The 15,519-nt window shown below is 68.9% G+C and carries 17 protein-coding genes; 6 read left to right on the top strand and 11 right to left on the bottom strand.

The annotated features are described in order from the left end of the window. Window positions 1-45: 45 nt before the first annotated feature. Together nrdR and L0C25_RS19320 are read right to left on the bottom strand one after the other, a co-directional pair. Window positions 46-522, bottom strand: a complete 477-nt coding sequence (nrdR, locus tag L0C25_RS19325; RefSeq protein ID WP_271633410.1) for a transcriptional regulator NrdR — start codon at window positions 520-522, stop codon at window positions 46-48. A 264-nt stretch (window positions 523-786) separates the two neighbouring features. Continuing rightward, window positions 787-1,035 carry a DUF6343 family protein gene (locus L0C25_RS19320; protein ID WP_271633409.1) on the bottom strand — a complete coding sequence of 83 codons (249 nt, stop codon included), beginning with the start codon at window positions 1,033-1,035 and terminating at the stop codon, window positions 787-789. Window positions 1,036-1,184: 149 nt separating this feature from the next. Between L0C25_RS19320 and L0C25_RS19315 the strand changes: the two genes are divergently transcribed. From L0C25_RS19315 to L0C25_RS19300, 4 genes are all read left to right on the top strand, one after another. Continuing rightward, complete coding sequence (locus L0C25_RS19315) at window positions 1,185-1,751, top strand: DUF6318 family protein (protein ID WP_271633408.1); 567 nt, start codon at window positions 1,185-1,187, stop codon at window positions 1,749-1,751. Beyond that, window positions 1,735-2,592 carry a hypothetical protein gene (locus L0C25_RS19310; protein ID WP_271633407.1) on the top strand — a complete coding sequence of 286 codons (858 nt, stop codon included), beginning with the start codon at window positions 1,735-1,737 and terminating at the stop codon, window positions 2,590-2,592. Before L0C25_RS19315 ends, L0C25_RS19310 begins: the two co-directional genes overlap by 17 nt. A gap of 194 nt (window positions 2,593-2,786) precedes the next feature. After that, window positions 2,787-3,689 carry a dihydrodipicolinate synthase family protein gene (locus L0C25_RS19305; protein ID WP_333908549.1) on the top strand — a complete coding sequence of 301 codons (903 nt, stop codon included), beginning with the start codon at window positions 2,787-2,789 and terminating at the stop codon, window positions 3,687-3,689. 10 nt (window positions 3,690-3,699) lie between these two features. Next, window positions 3,700-4,473 (top strand): SDR family oxidoreductase, encoded by a 774-nt coding sequence (locus L0C25_RS19300; RefSeq protein WP_271633405.1) that lies wholly within the window; start codon window positions 3,700-3,702, stop codon window positions 4,471-4,473. A 12-nt stretch (window positions 4,474-4,485) separates the two neighbouring features. Here L0C25_RS19300 and L0C25_RS19295 read toward each other — a convergent pair whose 3' ends face one another. Further along, complete coding sequence (locus L0C25_RS19295; RefSeq protein ID WP_271633404.1) at window positions 4,486-5,127, bottom strand: TetR/AcrR family transcriptional regulator; 642 nt, start codon at window positions 5,125-5,127, stop codon at window positions 4,486-4,488. Between the two features lie 130 nt (window positions 5,128-5,257). Here L0C25_RS19295 and L0C25_RS19290 point away from each other — a divergent pair, with 130 nt between their 5' ends. Next, window positions 5,258-6,688, top strand: a complete 1,431-nt coding sequence (locus L0C25_RS19290; protein WP_271633403.1) for an MFS transporter — start codon at window positions 5,258-5,260, stop codon at window positions 6,686-6,688. 117 nt (window positions 6,689-6,805) lie between these two features. Here the strand turns inward: L0C25_RS19290 and L0C25_RS19285 are convergent, their stop codons facing one another. From L0C25_RS19285 to L0C25_RS19250, 8 genes are all read right to left on the bottom strand, one after another. Then, window positions 6,806-7,645, bottom strand: a complete 840-nt coding sequence (locus L0C25_RS19285; protein WP_271633402.1) for a fumarylacetoacetate hydrolase family protein — start codon at window positions 7,643-7,645, stop codon at window positions 6,806-6,808. 25 nt (window positions 7,646-7,670) lie between these two features. Continuing rightward, the gene (gene lhgO / locus L0C25_RS19280; RefSeq protein ID WP_271633401.1) at window positions 7,671-8,870 is read right to left on the bottom strand and encodes an L-2-hydroxyglutarate oxidase; all 1,200 of its coding nucleotides are present in this window, start codon (window positions 8,868-8,870) and stop codon (window positions 7,671-7,673) included. Beyond that, window positions 8,867-10,450, bottom strand: a complete 1,584-nt coding sequence (locus L0C25_RS19275; protein WP_271633400.1) for a tripartite tricarboxylate transporter permease — start codon at window positions 10,448-10,450, stop codon at window positions 8,867-8,869. Before L0C25_RS19275 ends, lhgO begins: the two co-directional genes overlap by 4 nt. Before the next feature lie 13 nt (window positions 10,451-10,463). Beyond that, window positions 10,464-10,970 (bottom strand): tripartite tricarboxylate transporter TctB family protein, encoded by a 507-nt coding sequence (locus L0C25_RS19270; protein ID WP_271633399.1) that lies wholly within the window; start codon window positions 10,968-10,970, stop codon window positions 10,464-10,466. Then, window positions 10,967-11,950, bottom strand: coding sequence for a Bug family tripartite tricarboxylate transporter substrate binding protein (locus L0C25_RS19265; protein ID WP_271633398.1), 984 nt, complete (start codon window positions 11,948-11,950; stop codon window positions 10,967-10,969). The genes L0C25_RS19270 and L0C25_RS19265 overlap by 4 nt, the downstream gene beginning before the upstream one ends. Before the next feature lie 9 nt (window positions 11,951-11,959). Continuing rightward, entirely contained in the window at window positions 11,960-12,424 is a 465-nt protein-coding gene (locus tag L0C25_RS19260; protein WP_271633397.1) for a PaaI family thioesterase, read from the bottom strand. Between the two features lie 167 nt (window positions 12,425-12,591). Next, entirely contained in the window at window positions 12,592-13,374 is a 783-nt protein-coding gene (locus L0C25_RS19255; protein WP_271633396.1) for an enoyl-CoA hydratase-related protein, read from the bottom strand. Window position 13,375: 1 nt separating this feature from the next. Next, window positions 13,376-14,590 carry a CaiB/BaiF CoA transferase family protein gene (locus L0C25_RS19250; protein WP_271633395.1) on the bottom strand — a complete coding sequence of 405 codons (1,215 nt, stop codon included), beginning with the start codon at window positions 14,588-14,590 and terminating at the stop codon, window positions 13,376-13,378. A gap of 108 nt (window positions 14,591-14,698) precedes the next feature. Between L0C25_RS19250 and L0C25_RS19245 the strand changes: the two genes are divergently transcribed. Further along, complete coding sequence (locus L0C25_RS19245) at window positions 14,699-15,511, top strand: IclR family transcriptional regulator (protein ID WP_271633394.1); 813 nt, start codon at window positions 14,699-14,701, stop codon at window positions 15,509-15,511. Window positions 15,512-15,519 lie beyond the last annotated feature (8 nt).

Below are 15,519 nucleotides of genomic sequence, written 5' to 3'. Positions count from 1 at the left end.
TTGGATGTGATGTGGTGCGTGTTGCGCGTGCCCTGCCCCGACGCCTCATGTGCTGAGCCGCTGGGCCTCGTCGTCGGCGTTCTCCGACATGAGGGAGGCGATCTCCTCGACGAAGTCGTCGGGAGACTCGAACTGCTTGTAGACGCTCGCGAACCGGAGGTACGCGACGGAGTCGAGCTCCTTGAGTGGCTGCAGGATCGCCAGGCCGACCTCATGTGCCGGCACCTCGGCGCATCCCGACTCGCGCAGGTCGTCTTGGACCCGCTGACCGATCCGCTTCAGGTCGTCCTCGCTCACCGGACGGCCCTTGCATGCCTTGCGTACGCCGACGACGACCTTGTCGCGGTCGAACGGCTCGGTCGTACCCGACCGTTTGACGACCGTGAGCTGCATCTGCTCGACGGTCGAGAACCGCTTGCCGCACTCCTGGCACTGACGCCGGCGGCGGATCGCGGAACCCTCGTCGGCGACCCGACTGTCGAGGACGCGGGTGTCGGTGTTCCGGCAGTACGGACAGTGCATGACACCCCTCCTTCTGGGGATTGATCTGTGGAGCGAGTGGGGATAACTCGGCTCGTTCTGTGTGTAACCCCTCACGCCCTGTGGAACTAGATGTGGAGAACTACACGCCTGTAAGTACTAGATGTAGGGGTAACCGTACGCCGCGGTCTGGGCTCATGCAAGACGATCCCAGGCGGGTCCGACACTTTTTCGTGGCGCCGGTGTTTGCGCAGGTCAGAAGCCCAAACGCGCGCCGGTCCGGCGTGTCGCGGCGAGTCTTTCGGGTCAGTCCCCACGGTCGCCGAGACGGTGCGTGATGACGACCGCGTCGGCGAGTCCGACCGCCGCCAGCGCCACCGCGACGACCGGCAGCCAGACCGCGCCCTGCACGATAAGTGCGACGACGGCCAGCGCCGCAAACCCGGTCGCGCCGACCAGGCTCAGCACCAGCCGCAGGCGTAGCGGGCTGCGCGCCGAGACCGGTTCCCGACCCGACCGGTCGCCGAACGGGTTGTCGAAGCCACGTGCGCTCATCGGAATCAACTCCTCGCGCCCTCACCTCTTTCAACGTGCGGACGACGGCACCGATTCCGTTGTGCGCCGGTTATCCACAGGATCTTGCGCTCGGGGTTACGCAACGTGACCGTTCTCGCTATTCTCTGCCGCGATCCCTGGGAGGACCGATGGCCGGACGACGGTTCCTGGCACTCATCGCCCTGCTCGGCTGCGTACTGGCGGGATGCTCCGACGCGGAGTCCGACGACGACCCGGCGCCGCTGCCGACCGAGACGCCGACCAGCGATGTCGGCGAGCGCGCCGTCGAGGTGCCGGTGCCGCCCGACGCCGCCCGCAAGGACACGCTCAAGGGCGCCGAGGCGTTCATCCGGCACTACATCGAGCTGCTGAACTACGCATCCGATACGGGCGACACTGTCGCATTGACGACGGCAGCCATGGACTGCAGCGGATGCAGCAAGTACGAAGCGCTCTTCCACCGAACATACGCAAACGGTGGATTCATGAAGTCGGCTGGATGGACGCCGACGTACGTCCTCGCCGTCAAACAGCACGATGTGGTCGCTGTGCTTGTCGACGTAGCCGCGGGCCGAATGCGGTACCGACTCTCGGAATCTGAAGACCCCAAGATAGGCAGAAAGGACAACTTCAAGCTCAGGTTCGAAGTGTCCCGCGTTGGGGAGAGGTGGGTGGTCACCGATCTCGGAGTACAAAGCATTGACGAGGTTCGCTGAGTTCGTTTGTCTCCTCGCGCTCATCGCGTCACCGGCACGCGCCACTGCAGATGACATCGATGTCGGAGGGCTACCTACAGACCCCGAGGTTCTGATCGACGGTGAGACGACCATCGATGGCGACACGGATACAGACAGCGACGACGGCACGATCGACGTCGGTACCGACGACACCGGCCCCGCCATGGACTACCAATGGCTGCCGGCGTGCGGCATCAACTATCCCGGCGAGACACCGGCGACCTGCCCCGGCATGTACACCTGCGAGTCCGACGACGAGACCAAGTGGACCCTCTGGGCGCGGGAGCTTCCGGACGGTGACTGGTATCCACTCGGCACGGCCTGCTACTCGGGCACTCCGGCCGAGCCCGGCGGCGGCTACGTACGCCCGCAGGTCACCGATGCGATCGTGCTGCGCGAGGTGAAGCGCATCGGTCTGCCGGAGGCGACGATCCACGTCCAGCCGCCCGACGGCGCGACGCTGGTCAACTTCGCGACCATCTTCTACACCGAGGAGCCGCAGTTCGCCCGTACTGTCGAGCTCCTCGGCTACTCCGTCGACATCGAGGCGACTCCGACCCAGTACACCTGGCATCACGGCGACGGCTCGACCCAGTCGAGCAGCGGCCCGGGCGCACCGTACCCGGCAAGGGACATCGTGCACCTCTACTCCGACGCGCACGTGACCGTACGCCCGAGCGTCGACGTGACCTACCAGGTCCGCTGGCGCGCCGACGGCGCCGACTGGCACTCGCTGGACGACCCGCTCACCGCAGCCGGCGGGAGCGTTGCGTTGGAGGTCAAGGAGGCGACTGCCCTCCTCACCGATCCGTACTCGTGACCCTTCATCAGGCCGTGTCTGCTTATACCCCGCCGGCTCGCGTGCCTCCGCATCCCGACCGGCCGCGTTACGGTCGCTCGCAGGAGACCAACTACAGCTTCGCTCCCGCGCCTTGCCGGATCGGGCGCCGAGACCCGCTCCCTGATCGACGCGGCACAAGCAGACACGACCTAGGGTGAGGCACGAGCGGCACTGTGACCCAACGGCGGAGGGATCGAAGACCATGCACATCCAACCCGGTGTCTGGGGCGTACTCGCCACCCCGTTCTCAGGGGGACGCGCTCGAGGTCGACCCTCACGGCGTGGCCGCCCTGGCCGAGCACATGGCCGGCGCGGGTGCACGCGGCCTGACGGTGCTCGGCGTCTTCGGCGAGGCGGCGCGGTTGTCGTGGGACGACCGGCGACTCGTTCTGCACACGGTGCTCGACGCGACCGAGCTGCCGCTCGTCGTCGGATGTACGAGCCTCGGCACGGCACCGGTCATCGACGAGGCGCGGATGGCAACGGAGCTGGCCGGCGACCGGCTCGCCGGCGTCATGGTGCAGGCCAACAGCCCCGACCGCGCCACGTTGCAGGCCCACCTGAGCACCGTGCACGAGGCGACCGGTGCGCCGGTCGTCGTTCAGGACTACCCGGTGGCGAGCGGCGTCTCCGTGCCGACCGCTGTGCTCGGCGAGGTCGCGACGCTGCCGTTCATCGCGGCCGTCAAGGCGGAGTCGCCACCAACGCCCGTCGCCGTTGCCGAGGTGACGTCGCGATGCGATGCGCCGGTGTTCGGCGGGCTCGGCGGCCTCAACCTGCTCGACGAGCTCGCCTGCGGAGCGGCCGGGGCGATGACGGGCTTCTCGTACCCAGAAGCGCTCGTCGCGTGCGTCGAGGCATGGTCGCCGAGCGATCCGTCGAAGAGCAGGGCGGCGCTGCTCGACTACCTGCCGCTGATCACGTTCGAGCAGCAGGCCGGCATCGCGCTGGCGATCCGCAAGGAATGCCTGCGTCGTCGCGGGCTCATCTCCGAGTCGGCGGTTCGGCCGCCGGCGCGTACGCTCCCCGAGTCGCTGATGCCCTTGCTGGCAAGGCATCTCGACGCCATCAAGTAGGGTTCCTGCCATGGATCTCGCATTGAACGGCCGCACCGCACTCGTCCTCGCGTCGACGGGCGGGCTCGGCGCCGCCACCGCCCGCGCGATCGCCGCAGAGGGCGCGAACGTCGTCGTGACCGGCAGGGACGCGGCACGCGCGGAGGCGCTCGCCGCGCAGCTGCCCGCGGCCGTCGGCGTCGCCTGCGACCTCACCGAGCCGGGCGCGCCGGAGCGTCTACTCGCCGCAACCCGGGAGGCGTACGGAGACCCGGACGTCGTGGTGCTCAACGGTCCCGGCCCGAAACCGGGCGCCGCGACCGATCTCACCTCCGATGCGGCACGCGCGGCGATCGACGTGCTCCTCGCACCGCACGTCGCTCTCGTCTCGCTGGTGCTGCCGGCCATGCGGGCCGCCGGCTGGGGACGCATTCTCGCGATCGGCTCGAGCGGCGTACAGCAGCCGATCCCGATGCTCGGAGCGTCGAACCTCGGTCGCGCCGCGCTCGGCTCGTACCTCAAGACGCTCGCCGGCGAGGTTGCCGCCGACGGCGTCACCATCAACATGGTGCTCCCCGGGCGCATCGCCACCGACCGCGTCGCCGCGCTCGACGAGGCGGCGGCGAAACGTGCGGGTACGTCGGTCGAAGAGGCGCGCGACGCCTCCATCGCGAAGATCCCCTCGGGGCGCTATGGCGATCCGTCCGAGTTCGGTGCGATCGCCGCGTTCCTGTGCAGCGGTGCGGCGTCGTACGTCACCGGCAGCCAGATCCGGGTCGACGGTGGGATGGTCGCCCACCTCTGAATACGCTCGGCTTCACTCGTCCGCGCTCGACTCGCGCAGGCCAGCGCGGTCGAGCCCGACACCGGGTAACTCGCCCGCGTCCGGGCCCGGGTCGGCGCGCAGGCCACGGATGAACAGCTCCAGATGGCGCCGGGAGAGCTCGTCGTTGACCTCGCTGCCAAGGGGACCCGGTAGTGGCCGGGCGATGCGTACGAGCATGGTGGCGACGTCGGCGAACGAGAGGTCGGGGGCGAGGCCACCTTCCTTCTTGGCCGCGTCGATGAGCGACTCGACCAGTTGCGCCGACTCGTCGCGTACGTCCTTCAACGCGGCGTCGTCCGGGTCGAGGGACTCGAGCAGCGCCGGCATGACCGCGGACACCCGAAGCTCCAACGCCTCGCGGAGGTAACGGGCGAGCGCGTCGAAGGCGTCGTCCTCGTCCTCCATCGCCCGGTTGGCGGCGTCGCGGGTCTTCGTCAGTGCGTCGACCGCGACCTCGTGCAGCATCGACGTGCGCTCCGGGAAGTGCCGGTACAGCGTGCCGATCCCCACACCGGCCGCCCGGGCGACCTCGTCGAGGGGTACGCCGGACCCGCGCTCGACGACGAGATCGCGCGCCGCGACGAGGATCGCGTCGCGGTTGCGCCGGGCGTCGGCACGCATCGTCTTGGCCATCGTGGCTCCTCTCCTACGAGAGCAGCGTACCAAAACCGGAGGCAATTCCTCCGAATGGGTTGACAGTGCCCGACCACGAGCGCATTCTGAAAACGGAGAAGATTCCTCCGATTGACTGAAAGGGCCGAGCATGAGTACCCAGACAGTCCGCACGACGGACACCACACAGACCCGAGACCGCCGGTGGCTCGCCCTCGTCGTCATCGCCGTCGCACAGCTGATGTCGGCACTCGACGCGACGATCGTGAACATCGCGCTGCCCACCGCGCAGACGGCGCTCGGCTTCGACGACGGCGCCCGCGCCTGGGTCGTCACCGCGTACACGCTCCCCCTCGCCGGACTGCTCCTCGTCGCCGGACGTATCTCCGACCGCATCGGCGCGACCCGCGCGCTGCTCGTCGGTCTGGCCGGATTTGCGGTGTCGTCGGCGATCGCCGGAGCGGCGATGAACCTCGAGATGCTGATCGCCGGGCGCGCCATGCAGGGCGCGTTCGCCGCTCTGATGGCGCCGGCCGGGCTGGCCCTGATCGGCATGACGTTCACCGACCAGACCGAGCGCGCGAAGGCGTTCGGCGTCTTCGGCGCGGTCGCGAGCAGCGGCGCGGTCATCGGCCTGCTGATCGGCGGCGCGCTGACCGAGGTCCTCGACTGGCGGTTCTGCCTGTACGTGAACGCGCCCGTCGCCATCGCCGCGCTGATCGCGGGCCGCGCGTACCTGCCGTCGATGCCGGGTCGCCGCGGCCAGCGACTCGACCTCACGTCCGCTGCCATGGTCACGTCCGGCCTGGTCGGCGTCACGCTCGCCTGCACGCAGGCCGTCGAGCACGGCTGGACCTCCCCCGAGGTAGTCGTACCGGGTAGCGCGGGGATCGCGCTGGTCGCGGGCTTCCTGTTTCGCCAGACCCGGATCGCCGATCCGCTGCTGCCGCTCGAGGTGATCGCAAACCGTACGCGGGCCGCGGCCTTCGTGGCGACGGCGTCCGGCGTCGTCGGGTCGTTCGGGATGTTCCTGATGCTGACGTACCACTTCCAGGTCGTGCTCGGCTACAGCGCCATCGAGGCGGGGCTGGCGTTCGTGCCGATGACGCTCGCGGTGACGGCGAGCGCGTACGCCATCGGTAGCAAGCTGATGAACCGGGTCTCGCCGGGCATGCTGATCGTCCCCGGACTGCTGACCGCGGCTGTCGGGCTGCTGCTCCTCTGGCACCTGAGCCCGACGAGCGGCTACCTGACGTCGATCCTGCCCGCCGAGATTCTCGTCGGCATCGGGATGGGCAGCGCGACGACACCGGCGTTCAGCGTCGCGATCGGCGGGGTCGACCGCCGTCTCATGGGCGTCGCGTCTGCGGTCGCGAACACCGGGCCGAGGCTCGGCGGCACCCTCGGCACCGCTGTCCTCAACACCATCGCCGTCAGCGCAACCTCCGACGCCATCGCGTCGGGCACGGCGCCGACAGAGGCCGTCGTGCACGGGTACGCAACCGCGGCAGCGTGCGCGGCGGGCCTCCTCGTCGCGGCCGCGGCGCTGGTCGCGTACCTGTTCGCGAGCACGAGGCGCTGACGCAGGTTGCCGGGTAGCGGCGTGGTTTACCACGGGCCCATGGGATTCCGCGCCGCTACCCAGCAAGTTTGCTACCTAGTGGCGCGGTTTCCCATGGGCCCGTGGTAAACCGCACCCTCAGGCGACCGGGTTGCGGAGGCGGCCGATGCCGGGGATGTCGCACTCGACGACATCGTCCGACTCGATGACCACGGCGCCCGGCGTACCGGTCGAGATGATGTCGCCCGGGTACAGCGGCATCACCTGCGAGTGGAACGCCACGAGGTGCGCAGGGCTGTAACGCATGTGCGCAACGGTGTTGCGCCGATGCACCCGACCGTTGTGGATGGTCGCGACCTCGACATCGCCCAGATCGTCGGCGAAGTCGCCGAGCGAGCTCATCGGCACGAGCTGTGGGCCGAACGAGAAGAAGCCCGGGAAGTTCTTCGATCGGGTGAGGAAGCGTGGGTTGCGCTGCAGGATGTCCTCGGCGGTCTGGTCGAGGATCGTGCACACCCCGAAGACGTACGACAATGCATCCGCCTCGGCGACGTCACGGCACTCGCGCCCGATCACCAGCCCCAGCTCGGCTTCGGCGGTCGTACGCTCGCTCTGCCGCGGGATCGTGATCGGGTCGCCGTCGCCGATGACCGTGTGGTCGGCCTTGATGAACGACGCGGGCTCCTCGGGTACCGATTCCGACAGGTCGCCCGCGTGGTCGACGTAGTTCAGCCCGATGCCCCAGATCTTGTGCGGCCGCCGGTACGGCGCGGTGAACCGCACGGAGTCGAGCGGCGCGTACGAATCGACGGGCGTCGACTCAGCGGCGGCGAGGACCTCGTCCGCACGCCCACTCTCCAACAGCGCGAGCACAGTGGTCGGCGCGTCGGCAACGACGTCGGCGACGCGGACGACTCCCTGCTCGCCCACGACCACCGCCTCCTCGCCAGAGACACCGGACACGGTCGCGAGGTTCATGGATACTCCGTTCGTCGGTCGCACGTCATCGTCCGAGCGCTTCGTCGACGACCTGCTCGGCGATCGCGAGGCACGATGTGGCCGCCGGCGACGGCGCGTTGCGGATCGCGACCACCGAGCCACGCCGGTGGATGCGGAAGTCGTCGACGAGACTACCGTCCGGGTCGAGCGCCTGGGCCCGGATGCCCCGCGGCCCGGGCACGACATCGGTGTCGCGCAGCGACGGCACGTACGCACGCGCCGCGGCGACGAACCTGCGTCGACTCAGTGATCCCGCCAGCTCGCGCACGCCCGTGCGCCAGTGCGTACGCGCGAACCGCCGGAACGCCTCCGAGCGGGCGATCTCGGCGAGATCGCGAAGCGACACGTCGCGCCATGCGTACCCCTCGCGCGCGAGGGCCATCACGGCGTTCGGGCCGACCATCACGTCGCCGCCGACGGTGGGCGTCAGATGCACGCCCAGGAAGGGATAGCGCGGATCAGGCACCGGATAGATCAGGCCGCGCACGAGGTCACGCCGGTCGTCGCGCAGGAGGTAGTACTCGCCGCGGAACGGCACGATCTGCGGCTCAGCGGTGTCACCGGCCAGGCTCGCCACGCGATCGGAGTGCACGCCCGCGCACAGCACCGCCACGTCGTACGTGTCGGACTCGGCACCGCCGTCCGACTCGGCACCGACGACAACCCGACCCGCGTCCCGCTGCAGCGACACGACCCGGGCGCCGAGCCTGATCGTGGCGCCCAACGCGGCGGCATCGGCCACCAGCGCGCGGGTGACCGCCGGGAAGTCCGTGATCGCCGTCGTCGGTGAGAGCAGGCCGGCCACGCCGCGTACGTTCGGCTCGCGCTCGCGGATCTCGTCCGGGCCGATGGTGCGTACGCCCGGCACTCCGTTCGCCTTCGCGCGTTGCTCGATGTCGACGAGCCTGGAGCGCTGTCGCTCGTCGAGTGCCACCAGGATCTTGCCGCATTCGTCGTACGCGATGCCGTGCTCGGAGCAGAACTCGCGCAGCATCGCGACTCCGCGACGGCACAGCCGCGCCTTCGCCGAGCCCGGCGTGTAATACAGCCCCGCGTGCACCACCCCGCTGTTGCGCCCCGTCTGGTGGGCGGCAAGCGCGTCCTCCTTCTCGTACAGGGTCACCTCCGCGGAGGAGTCGACGTCGAGGATCCGGCGCGCGACGGCGGCACCCACGATGCCGCCTCCGACGACCGCCGCCTTCACCGGTGCGCGTCCTCTCGATCGTCGGTCGTCTCCTCGGCGTCGCCGGACTCCGAGGCACGTCTGGTGTGTCCCACCCGCGCGACCGCACCGCGTACTGCGGATGAGATCGGCCGGGCGAGTAGCGGCAGCGCGATCAGAACGGCGACGGCGATCAGCAGTACCAGCGACCCGGTGCGCTCGACGAAGATACTCAGATCGCCACCCGAGACGATCATGGTCTGCCGGAGCGTCTCCTCGGCGAGCGGACCGAGCACCAGTGCGATCACCAAGGCGGCAGGCGACATGCCGACCCGCCGCATGAAGAAGCCCAACACGCCGCAGGCGAGCATGATCTGCACCTCGACGATGCTCGAGTTGACCGTGTAAGTGCCGAAGATGCAGAGCACGATGACGATGGGGCCGAGCACTCGGAACGGTACGCGCGCGATGCTCGCGAAGACCGGTATGCAGAACACGTTGACGGCCAACAGCATCACGTTGCCGAGGTACATGCTGGCGATGAGCCCCCAGGCGAAGTCGGGGTTCTCCTCCATCAGCAACGGTCCCGGCTGCAGACCCCACATCAGGAAGCCGCCGATCAGGACGGCCGTCGACGCCGAGCCAGGGATGCCGAGGGTGAGCAACGGCACCATCGCGCCCGCCGAAGCGGCGTTGTTCGCCGCCTCCGGACCGACCAGTCCGGGCATCGCACCCTTGCCGAACTTCTCGGGATGCTTGGAGATCGACTTCTCGAGGTTGTACGACATCAGGGACGCCACGGTCGCGCCGGCACCCGGAGCGAGGCCGACTCCGAAGCCGAGGAAGGAGCCGCGGAGCATCGGACCACGCGACTCTCGGTAGTCCTCACGGTTCGGCCAGAACGACTTGCCGCTGTTGCCGACACCGAAGAACCCGAGGCGTTCGAGGTGGCCGCCCTGCCAGAGCGTGTAAAGGATCTCGCCGACGCCGAACAGGCCGATCGCGACCGGGATGAAGTCGATGCCGTTGATCAGCTCGGTCGACCCGAACGTATAGCGCTGCTCTCCCCCGCCGATGTCGATGCCGACCGTCGCGATGGCGAACCCGATGAGTGCGGAGAGGAGCCCGAGCAGCTTGTTGCCCTGCAGGATCACCACCAGGGTGAGCAGGCCGGCGATCGTGAGCAGGAACAGCTCGGGCGGCCCGAAGCTGCTCGCGAACGACGCGGTGATGGGCGCGGCGACGCTCATCAGGATCGCGCCGATCGTACCGGCCACGAACGACGCGATCGCGGCCATCACCAGCGCCGGACCCGCACGGCCCTTGCGCGCCAGGGGGTATCCGTCGAACGTACTCGCCACCGTCGCCGACTCACCCGGCGTGTTGATCAGCACCGACGTGATCGTGCCGCCGTACATCGCGCCGTAGTACACGGCGGCGAGCATCACGATCGCGCTCGTCGGGTCGAGGCCGAACGTCAGCGGGAGCAGGATCGCCAACCCGGCAGACGGCCCGAGTCCCGGGATGACGCCGACGACCATGCCGATCAGCACGCCCGCGCCGAGGATCAGGACGTTCTGCACCGTCAGGATGTTGACGATGCCGTGGGTGACGAGGTCCATCAGGTACGCCTCCTCAGGGCATCGGCAGGATGCCGTCGGGCAGTCCGGCGTTCAGCCCGGTCTGGAACAGCAGGTACATCGCGACCGGCAGCGCGATCCCGAGGACCACCGCGCGTACGCGATGGCGCGGGTCGAGGATCCAGAGCGCGCCGACCAGGAACGCCGCACCGGTCAACACGGCACCGAGCAGCAGGAACCAGTACGTCACGAACGCCGCGGCGGCCACCATTGCCAGCGTGGCGACCGGGTGGCTCCCCTGTCCTTCGGTGGCCGGCTCGCCGGCGGGTTGGGGCCGCCGGACCTCGCGGTACAGCGCGATCGCGATCGTCACGATCGCGAGACTGCCGACGATGCGAGGGAAGACCCCGGCGCCGATGCGCCCTGCCGGCGTACGCCACTCCATCCCGAACGCCATCTCGGTGTACGCGAGGAACAGCACGAGGAGCACGGCGAGGAACGCGACCTGCGGCGTCAGCCACCGCGGCAGCCGCGGTGTCCTGTCGACGGCGCGGGCAGTCACAGCGCGCCCAGGTCCTCGAGCTTGGTCTCCAGCTCGGTCGCCGTGTCGTCGAGGTACGTCTCGAAGTCGTCGCCCCAGCGTACGTCGGCCGACAGGTTGTTCTGGTCGAGGTACTTCTGCCACTGGTCGGTCTTCACGACCTGCTTCATGGCGTCGATCCACCAGTCGCGGACGCTGTCGGGGACATCGGGAGGCAGGATCACGCCGCGCGGCATCGTGGGGACGTTCTTGACACCGATCGACTCCGCGGTCGGTACGTCGGGCAGCGCCTTCATCGGCTCGTTCCCGGTGTACAGCAGCGGCGTCATGTCGCCCGACTCGATCTGGCCGAGAACCTCCGCCGGATTCGACACGGCCGCGTCGAGTGCGCCGCTGAGCAAGGAGGTCTGGACCTGGCCCTCCTCGTTGTACGGCACGTAGTCGATCTCGTAGCCCTCATGCTCCGCCAGCATCGCGTGCACGATGTAGTCGACGTTCACGGTGCCGATTCCGCCGACGACGACCTTCCCCTTGTCCTTCGCGTATTTGACCCAGTCGTCCCAGGTCTTGATGCCCGAGTCGCTGTCGACCAGGAACACCGCGGCGTCGGTCGCCGTCAGACCGACCGGGGTGAAGTCCTCGTACGTCCAGCCGGTATCGGCCTGCAACGGCGTGGTGAGGAACGAGCCCGACGTCGTCGAGATGTCGTAGCCGCTGCCCGCCTGGCTGTACAGGTGGCCCCAGCCCTTCGCTCCGCTGCCGCCGTCCATGTTCTCGACCGTGATGTTGCCCGGGTACAGGTCCTCGGACTCGATGATGTCGACCAGCTGACGGGACATGATGTCGTTGCCGCCGCCCGGGCCGAACGCGATCGTCCAGTCGAGGTCCTGGGACGGATAGTCCTTCGTGTCGGTGGACGCGCTGTCGGTACCTCCGGCGGCGCAGGCGGTGAGTCCGACCGCGAGTACGGTCGCGGACGCCGCGATGAGTATCCGGTGCATGCCAGCCTCCTAGTTCACGGCCGGCGCGGCATCGAGACGGTGCCACGAGCCGGTCGCAACTGCAGTGAGTCGGTTGTCGTCGTCGTACAGGCGGGACTCGAGGTGCACGATCCTGCGGCCGGGCCGCAGCAGCTCACCGACACAGGTGCCGTCGCCGGTCAGCGGGCGGAAGAACCGCAGCTGCATCTCGATCGTGACGGCGGTGGAGAGGTACCGATGGCACAGATGCCCCATCGAGATGTCCATCGCCGTCGTGATAACTCCCCCGTGCACAGACCCCTGCGGGTTGCACAGGTGCGATGCGTACGGCAGTCGTACGGTGCAGGACTGCCGTTCGTCGTCGTAGCTGATGTCGAGGTCGAGGAACCTGGCCAGGAAGAACTTCCCGAACTCCGGTTCGGCCTCGTCCGTTGCGCGTCGGGCGCGCTCGACCGCGCTCGCGTCAACTGTGCCCTCGCCCCTCACCCCCGACATCGCGCTCGTTGCTCGCTCACTCCGCGGGCGTCGCTCGTGCCTCGCACCGCCCACTCCGTTCGCTGTGCCCTCGCCGCTCACCCCCGACATCGCGCTCGTTGCTCGCTCACTCCGCGGGCGTCGCTCGTGCCTCGCACCGCCCACTCCGTTCGCTGTGCCCTCGCCGCTCATGACCACGTGAACTCCGGGCTCCGCTTCGCCAGGAACGCGCGTACGCCCTCGGCGTAGTCGTCGGTATCGAAGGACGAGTTACGCAGGTGCGTCGTGTGCTCGTCGTCCTCGACCTGACCGTTCGTGATGCGCCCGACGATCTGTTTGGCGGCACGTACGCTGAACTGCGCGCGCGTCGTCACGAGCCGGCAGAACTCGTACGTCTGCTCCTCGAGCTCGGCCGCGTCGTACAGCTCGTCGAGTACGCCGAGCGCGAGCGCGCGTTCGGCGCGGATCTGCTGCCCGGAGTAGAGCACCCACTTGGTACGGGCCGGCCCGACGAGGTCGACGAGGCGCTTGGTCGACTCCAGGCTGTAGACCAGCCCGAGCTTCGCCGGGGTGATCGCGAAGCGGGAGCGCTCGTCGCCGAAACGCAGATCGCAGGCCAGCGCGAGGCCGAACCCGCCGCCGATGCAGTAGCCGTGGATCATCGCCACGGTCGGCTTCGAGAACGACTCGAGTGCGTGCTCTGCCGCCGCGACGTGCTCGTTGTACGCCTTCGCGCTGGCGGCATCGCCGCGTACCTCTTGGAACTCGCTGATGTCCGCGCCCGAGGCGAACGCCCGCTCGCCGGCGCCACGGACGACGAGCACCTTGACGCCGGGGTCGGCATCGACGCCCGCGACGAGGTCGGGAAGCTCGCGGTACATGCCGAGCGAGATCGCGTTGTGGCTGTCCGCTCGGTTCAGGGTGAGGGTCGCGACAGACCCGTCGCGCTCGATCGTGAGGTGGTCGGACACGTCAGCTCCTGCTCATCTCTGGGTGTGCGTCGTAGATCGTTCCGGCGGCAAACAGCTCGTCGAGCTCGTCGTCGGGTACGCCTGCCTCGGCGAGCAGCTCCCGGGTGTGCTGCCCCAGCCACGGCGCCGGGCCGCGGACGGGTGTGTCGAGGCCGGAGTACTTGGTGGGCGGGCCGATCGTGCGCATCGGGCCGATGATCGGGTGCTCGACGTCGACGACCATGTCGCGCGCCCTGATGTGCGGGTCGGCCAGCGCCTCGGCGTACGTGAGCACGGGACCCCCGGGTACGCCGGCCTGGTCGAGCAGGTCGATCCAGGTCGCGGTCGGCAGCGTTGTGGTGATCGCCTCGATCTCGTCCTGCAGCTCGTCGATGTGCGCCATCCGCGCCGGCAGCGACTCGAACCGCTCGTCGCTCAGCCAGTCGGGCCGCTTCAGCACGCCGGTCACGAGGCGTTCCCAGAGCCGGTCGTTGTTGGCGCCGATCGTCACGTACCCGTCGGCGGTGCGGTACGCCTGGTACGGCGTCGAACGTCGGTGGCGGGTGCCGGTCGCCTTGGGTTCCTCGCCGTCGGCGAAGTAGGCGCCCGACTCCCACACGGTCCAGGCAAGCCCCGCGTCGACGAGTGAGATGTCGATGCTCTGGCCTTCGCCGGTGCGCTCGCGGATCATCTGGGCGCCGAGGATCGAGTAGATGGCGGTGGCGCCCGCGGCGATGTCGTTGATCGCGACGCCGACCTTCGCGGGCCGGCCGTCGGGTTGGCCGGTCATCCGCAGGAAGCCGACCATGCCCTGCGCCATGATGTCGAAGCCGGGACGGTCGCGGTACGGGCCGGTCTGCCCGAACCCGCTGATGGAGCAGTACAGGATGTCCGGCCGCACGGCGCGTACCGCGTCGTAGTCGATGCCGAGGCGGGTCGCCACCCCGGGCCGGAAGTTCTCGATCACCAGATCGGCGGATGCGGCGAGCTCGAGGAAGAGCCCTCGTCCGCGATCCGCCTTCAGGTCGAGGGAGATGCTGCGCTTGCTGCGATTCGGCATGGCGAACGGATAGCTCTCGTCGTTGACCTTCGGCGCGAGCCTGCGGGAGTCGTCGCCCGTGACGGGCTGCTCGACCTTGATCACGTCGGCGCCGAGCTCGGCGAGCACCATCGTGCAGTACGGCCCGGACAGGAAACGGGTCAGATCGAGGACGCGGAAGCCGTCGAGTGGCAACATATACTCTTCCCGTAATATGGGATACTCTTACTGTATTGCGGGAAGAGTAATGAGGTGAGCCGGGTCACGTCAAGAGCGATACCGTGACTCGTCACGACGGAGGGGCCGATGGCAACGAGGAAGAACGAATCGGGGGAAGCGGCGGCTGCGACGCGCTCGGGAGTGCAGTCGATCGACCGCGCGGCGACCGTGCTGCGCTGCTTCGACGGGCGCCACCCCGAGCTCGGTACAAGCGAGATCGCCCGCATGACAGGGCTTTCGACGAGCACGGTGCACCGCCTGCTGACCGCGATGCAGCACAACCATCTCGTACGCCAGACCGCCGACCGACGCTTCGGGCTCGGCCCGATGCTGATGCAGCTCGCCCGCAGCGGCGCGTTGCCGACCGCATTGCGCGACGCCGCCCTTCCGTACATGACCGAGCTGCGCGACGAGGTGCACGAGACCGTCGGGTTGCACGAGCTGCTCGGCACCCACCAACGGGTGGTCGTCGACCAGGTCGAGAGTCACCAGCAGTTGCGGCGTACGTACACCGAGATCGGCGTGCCGATCGAGCTGGTGCACGGCGCGCCGGGGAAGGCGATCCTCGCGTTCCTGCCGCCGGCCGCACAGGACCGCTGCCTCGAGGCACCGATCGAGGCGGTCACCGAGGCGACGATCACCGACCCCGATGCGCTGCGCGCTGAGCTCGCCGTTGCCCGCGAGTGCGGATGGGCCGGTTCGTCGTCGGAGCGTACGCCCGGCATCCGCTCGGTCGCGGCACCGGTCTTCGACCACACCGGCTCCGTTGTCGGCTCACTCGGAGTCTCGGTCCCCCAGGTCCGGATGAGCGACGAGCGCGCGAAGGAGCTCGGTGAGCGCTCGCGCGATACGGCGCGGCTGGTCTCGATCGCCCTCGGCGCCCCGACCGACGAACACTGAGCTGTGGT

This window comes from Solicola gregarius (assembly GCF_025790165.1).
Lineage (GTDB): Bacteria > Actinomycetota > Actinomycetes > Propionibacteriales > Nocardioidaceae > Solicola > Solicola gregarius.
This window is presented reverse-complemented; position numbering and strand designations above follow the sequence as displayed.

Excerpts from the sequence above, each read along its gene's own strand:
- nrdR (WP_271633410.1), bottom strand. The coding sequence starts at position 522 with ATGCACTGTCCGTACTGCCGGAACACCGACACCCGCGTCCTCGACAGT.
- L0C25_RS19320 (WP_271633409.1), bottom strand. The coding sequence starts at position 1,035 with ATGAGCGCACGTGGCTTCGACAACCCGTTCGGCGACCGGTCGGGTCGG.
- L0C25_RS19315 (WP_271633408.1), top strand. The coding sequence starts at position 1,185 with ATGGCCGGACGACGGTTCCTGGCACTCATCGCCCTGCTCGGCTGCGTA.
- L0C25_RS19300 (WP_271633405.1), top strand. The coding sequence starts at position 3,700 with ATGGATCTCGCATTGAACGGCCGCACCGCACTCGTCCTCGCGTCGACG.
- L0C25_RS19295 (WP_271633404.1), bottom strand. The coding sequence starts at position 5,127 with ATGGCCAAGACGATGCGTGCCGACGCCCGGCGCAACCGCGACGCGATC.
- L0C25_RS19290 (WP_271633403.1), top strand. The coding sequence starts at position 5,258 with ATGAGTACCCAGACAGTCCGCACGACGGACACCACACAGACCCGAGAC.
- L0C25_RS19285 (WP_271633402.1), bottom strand. The coding sequence starts at position 7,645 with ATGAACCTCGCGACCGTGTCCGGTGTCTCTGGCGAGGAGGCGGTGGTC.
- L0C25_RS19275 (WP_271633400.1), bottom strand. The coding sequence starts at position 10,450 with ATGGACCTCGTCACCCACGGCATCGTCAACATCCTGACGGTGCAGAAC.
- L0C25_RS19265 (WP_271633398.1), bottom strand. The coding sequence starts at position 11,950 with ATGCACCGGATACTCATCGCGGCGTCCGCGACCGTACTCGCGGTCGGA.
- L0C25_RS19260 (WP_271633397.1), bottom strand. The coding sequence starts at position 12,424 with ATGTCGGGGGTGAGGGGCGAGGGCACAGTTGACGCGAGCGCGGTCGAG.
- L0C25_RS19250 (WP_271633395.1), bottom strand. The coding sequence starts at position 14,590 with ATGTTGCCACTCGACGGCTTCCGCGTCCTCGATCTGACCCGTTTCCTG.
- L0C25_RS19245 (WP_271633394.1), top strand. The coding sequence starts at position 14,699 with ATGGCAACGAGGAAGAACGAATCGGGGGAAGCGGCGGCTGCGACGCGC.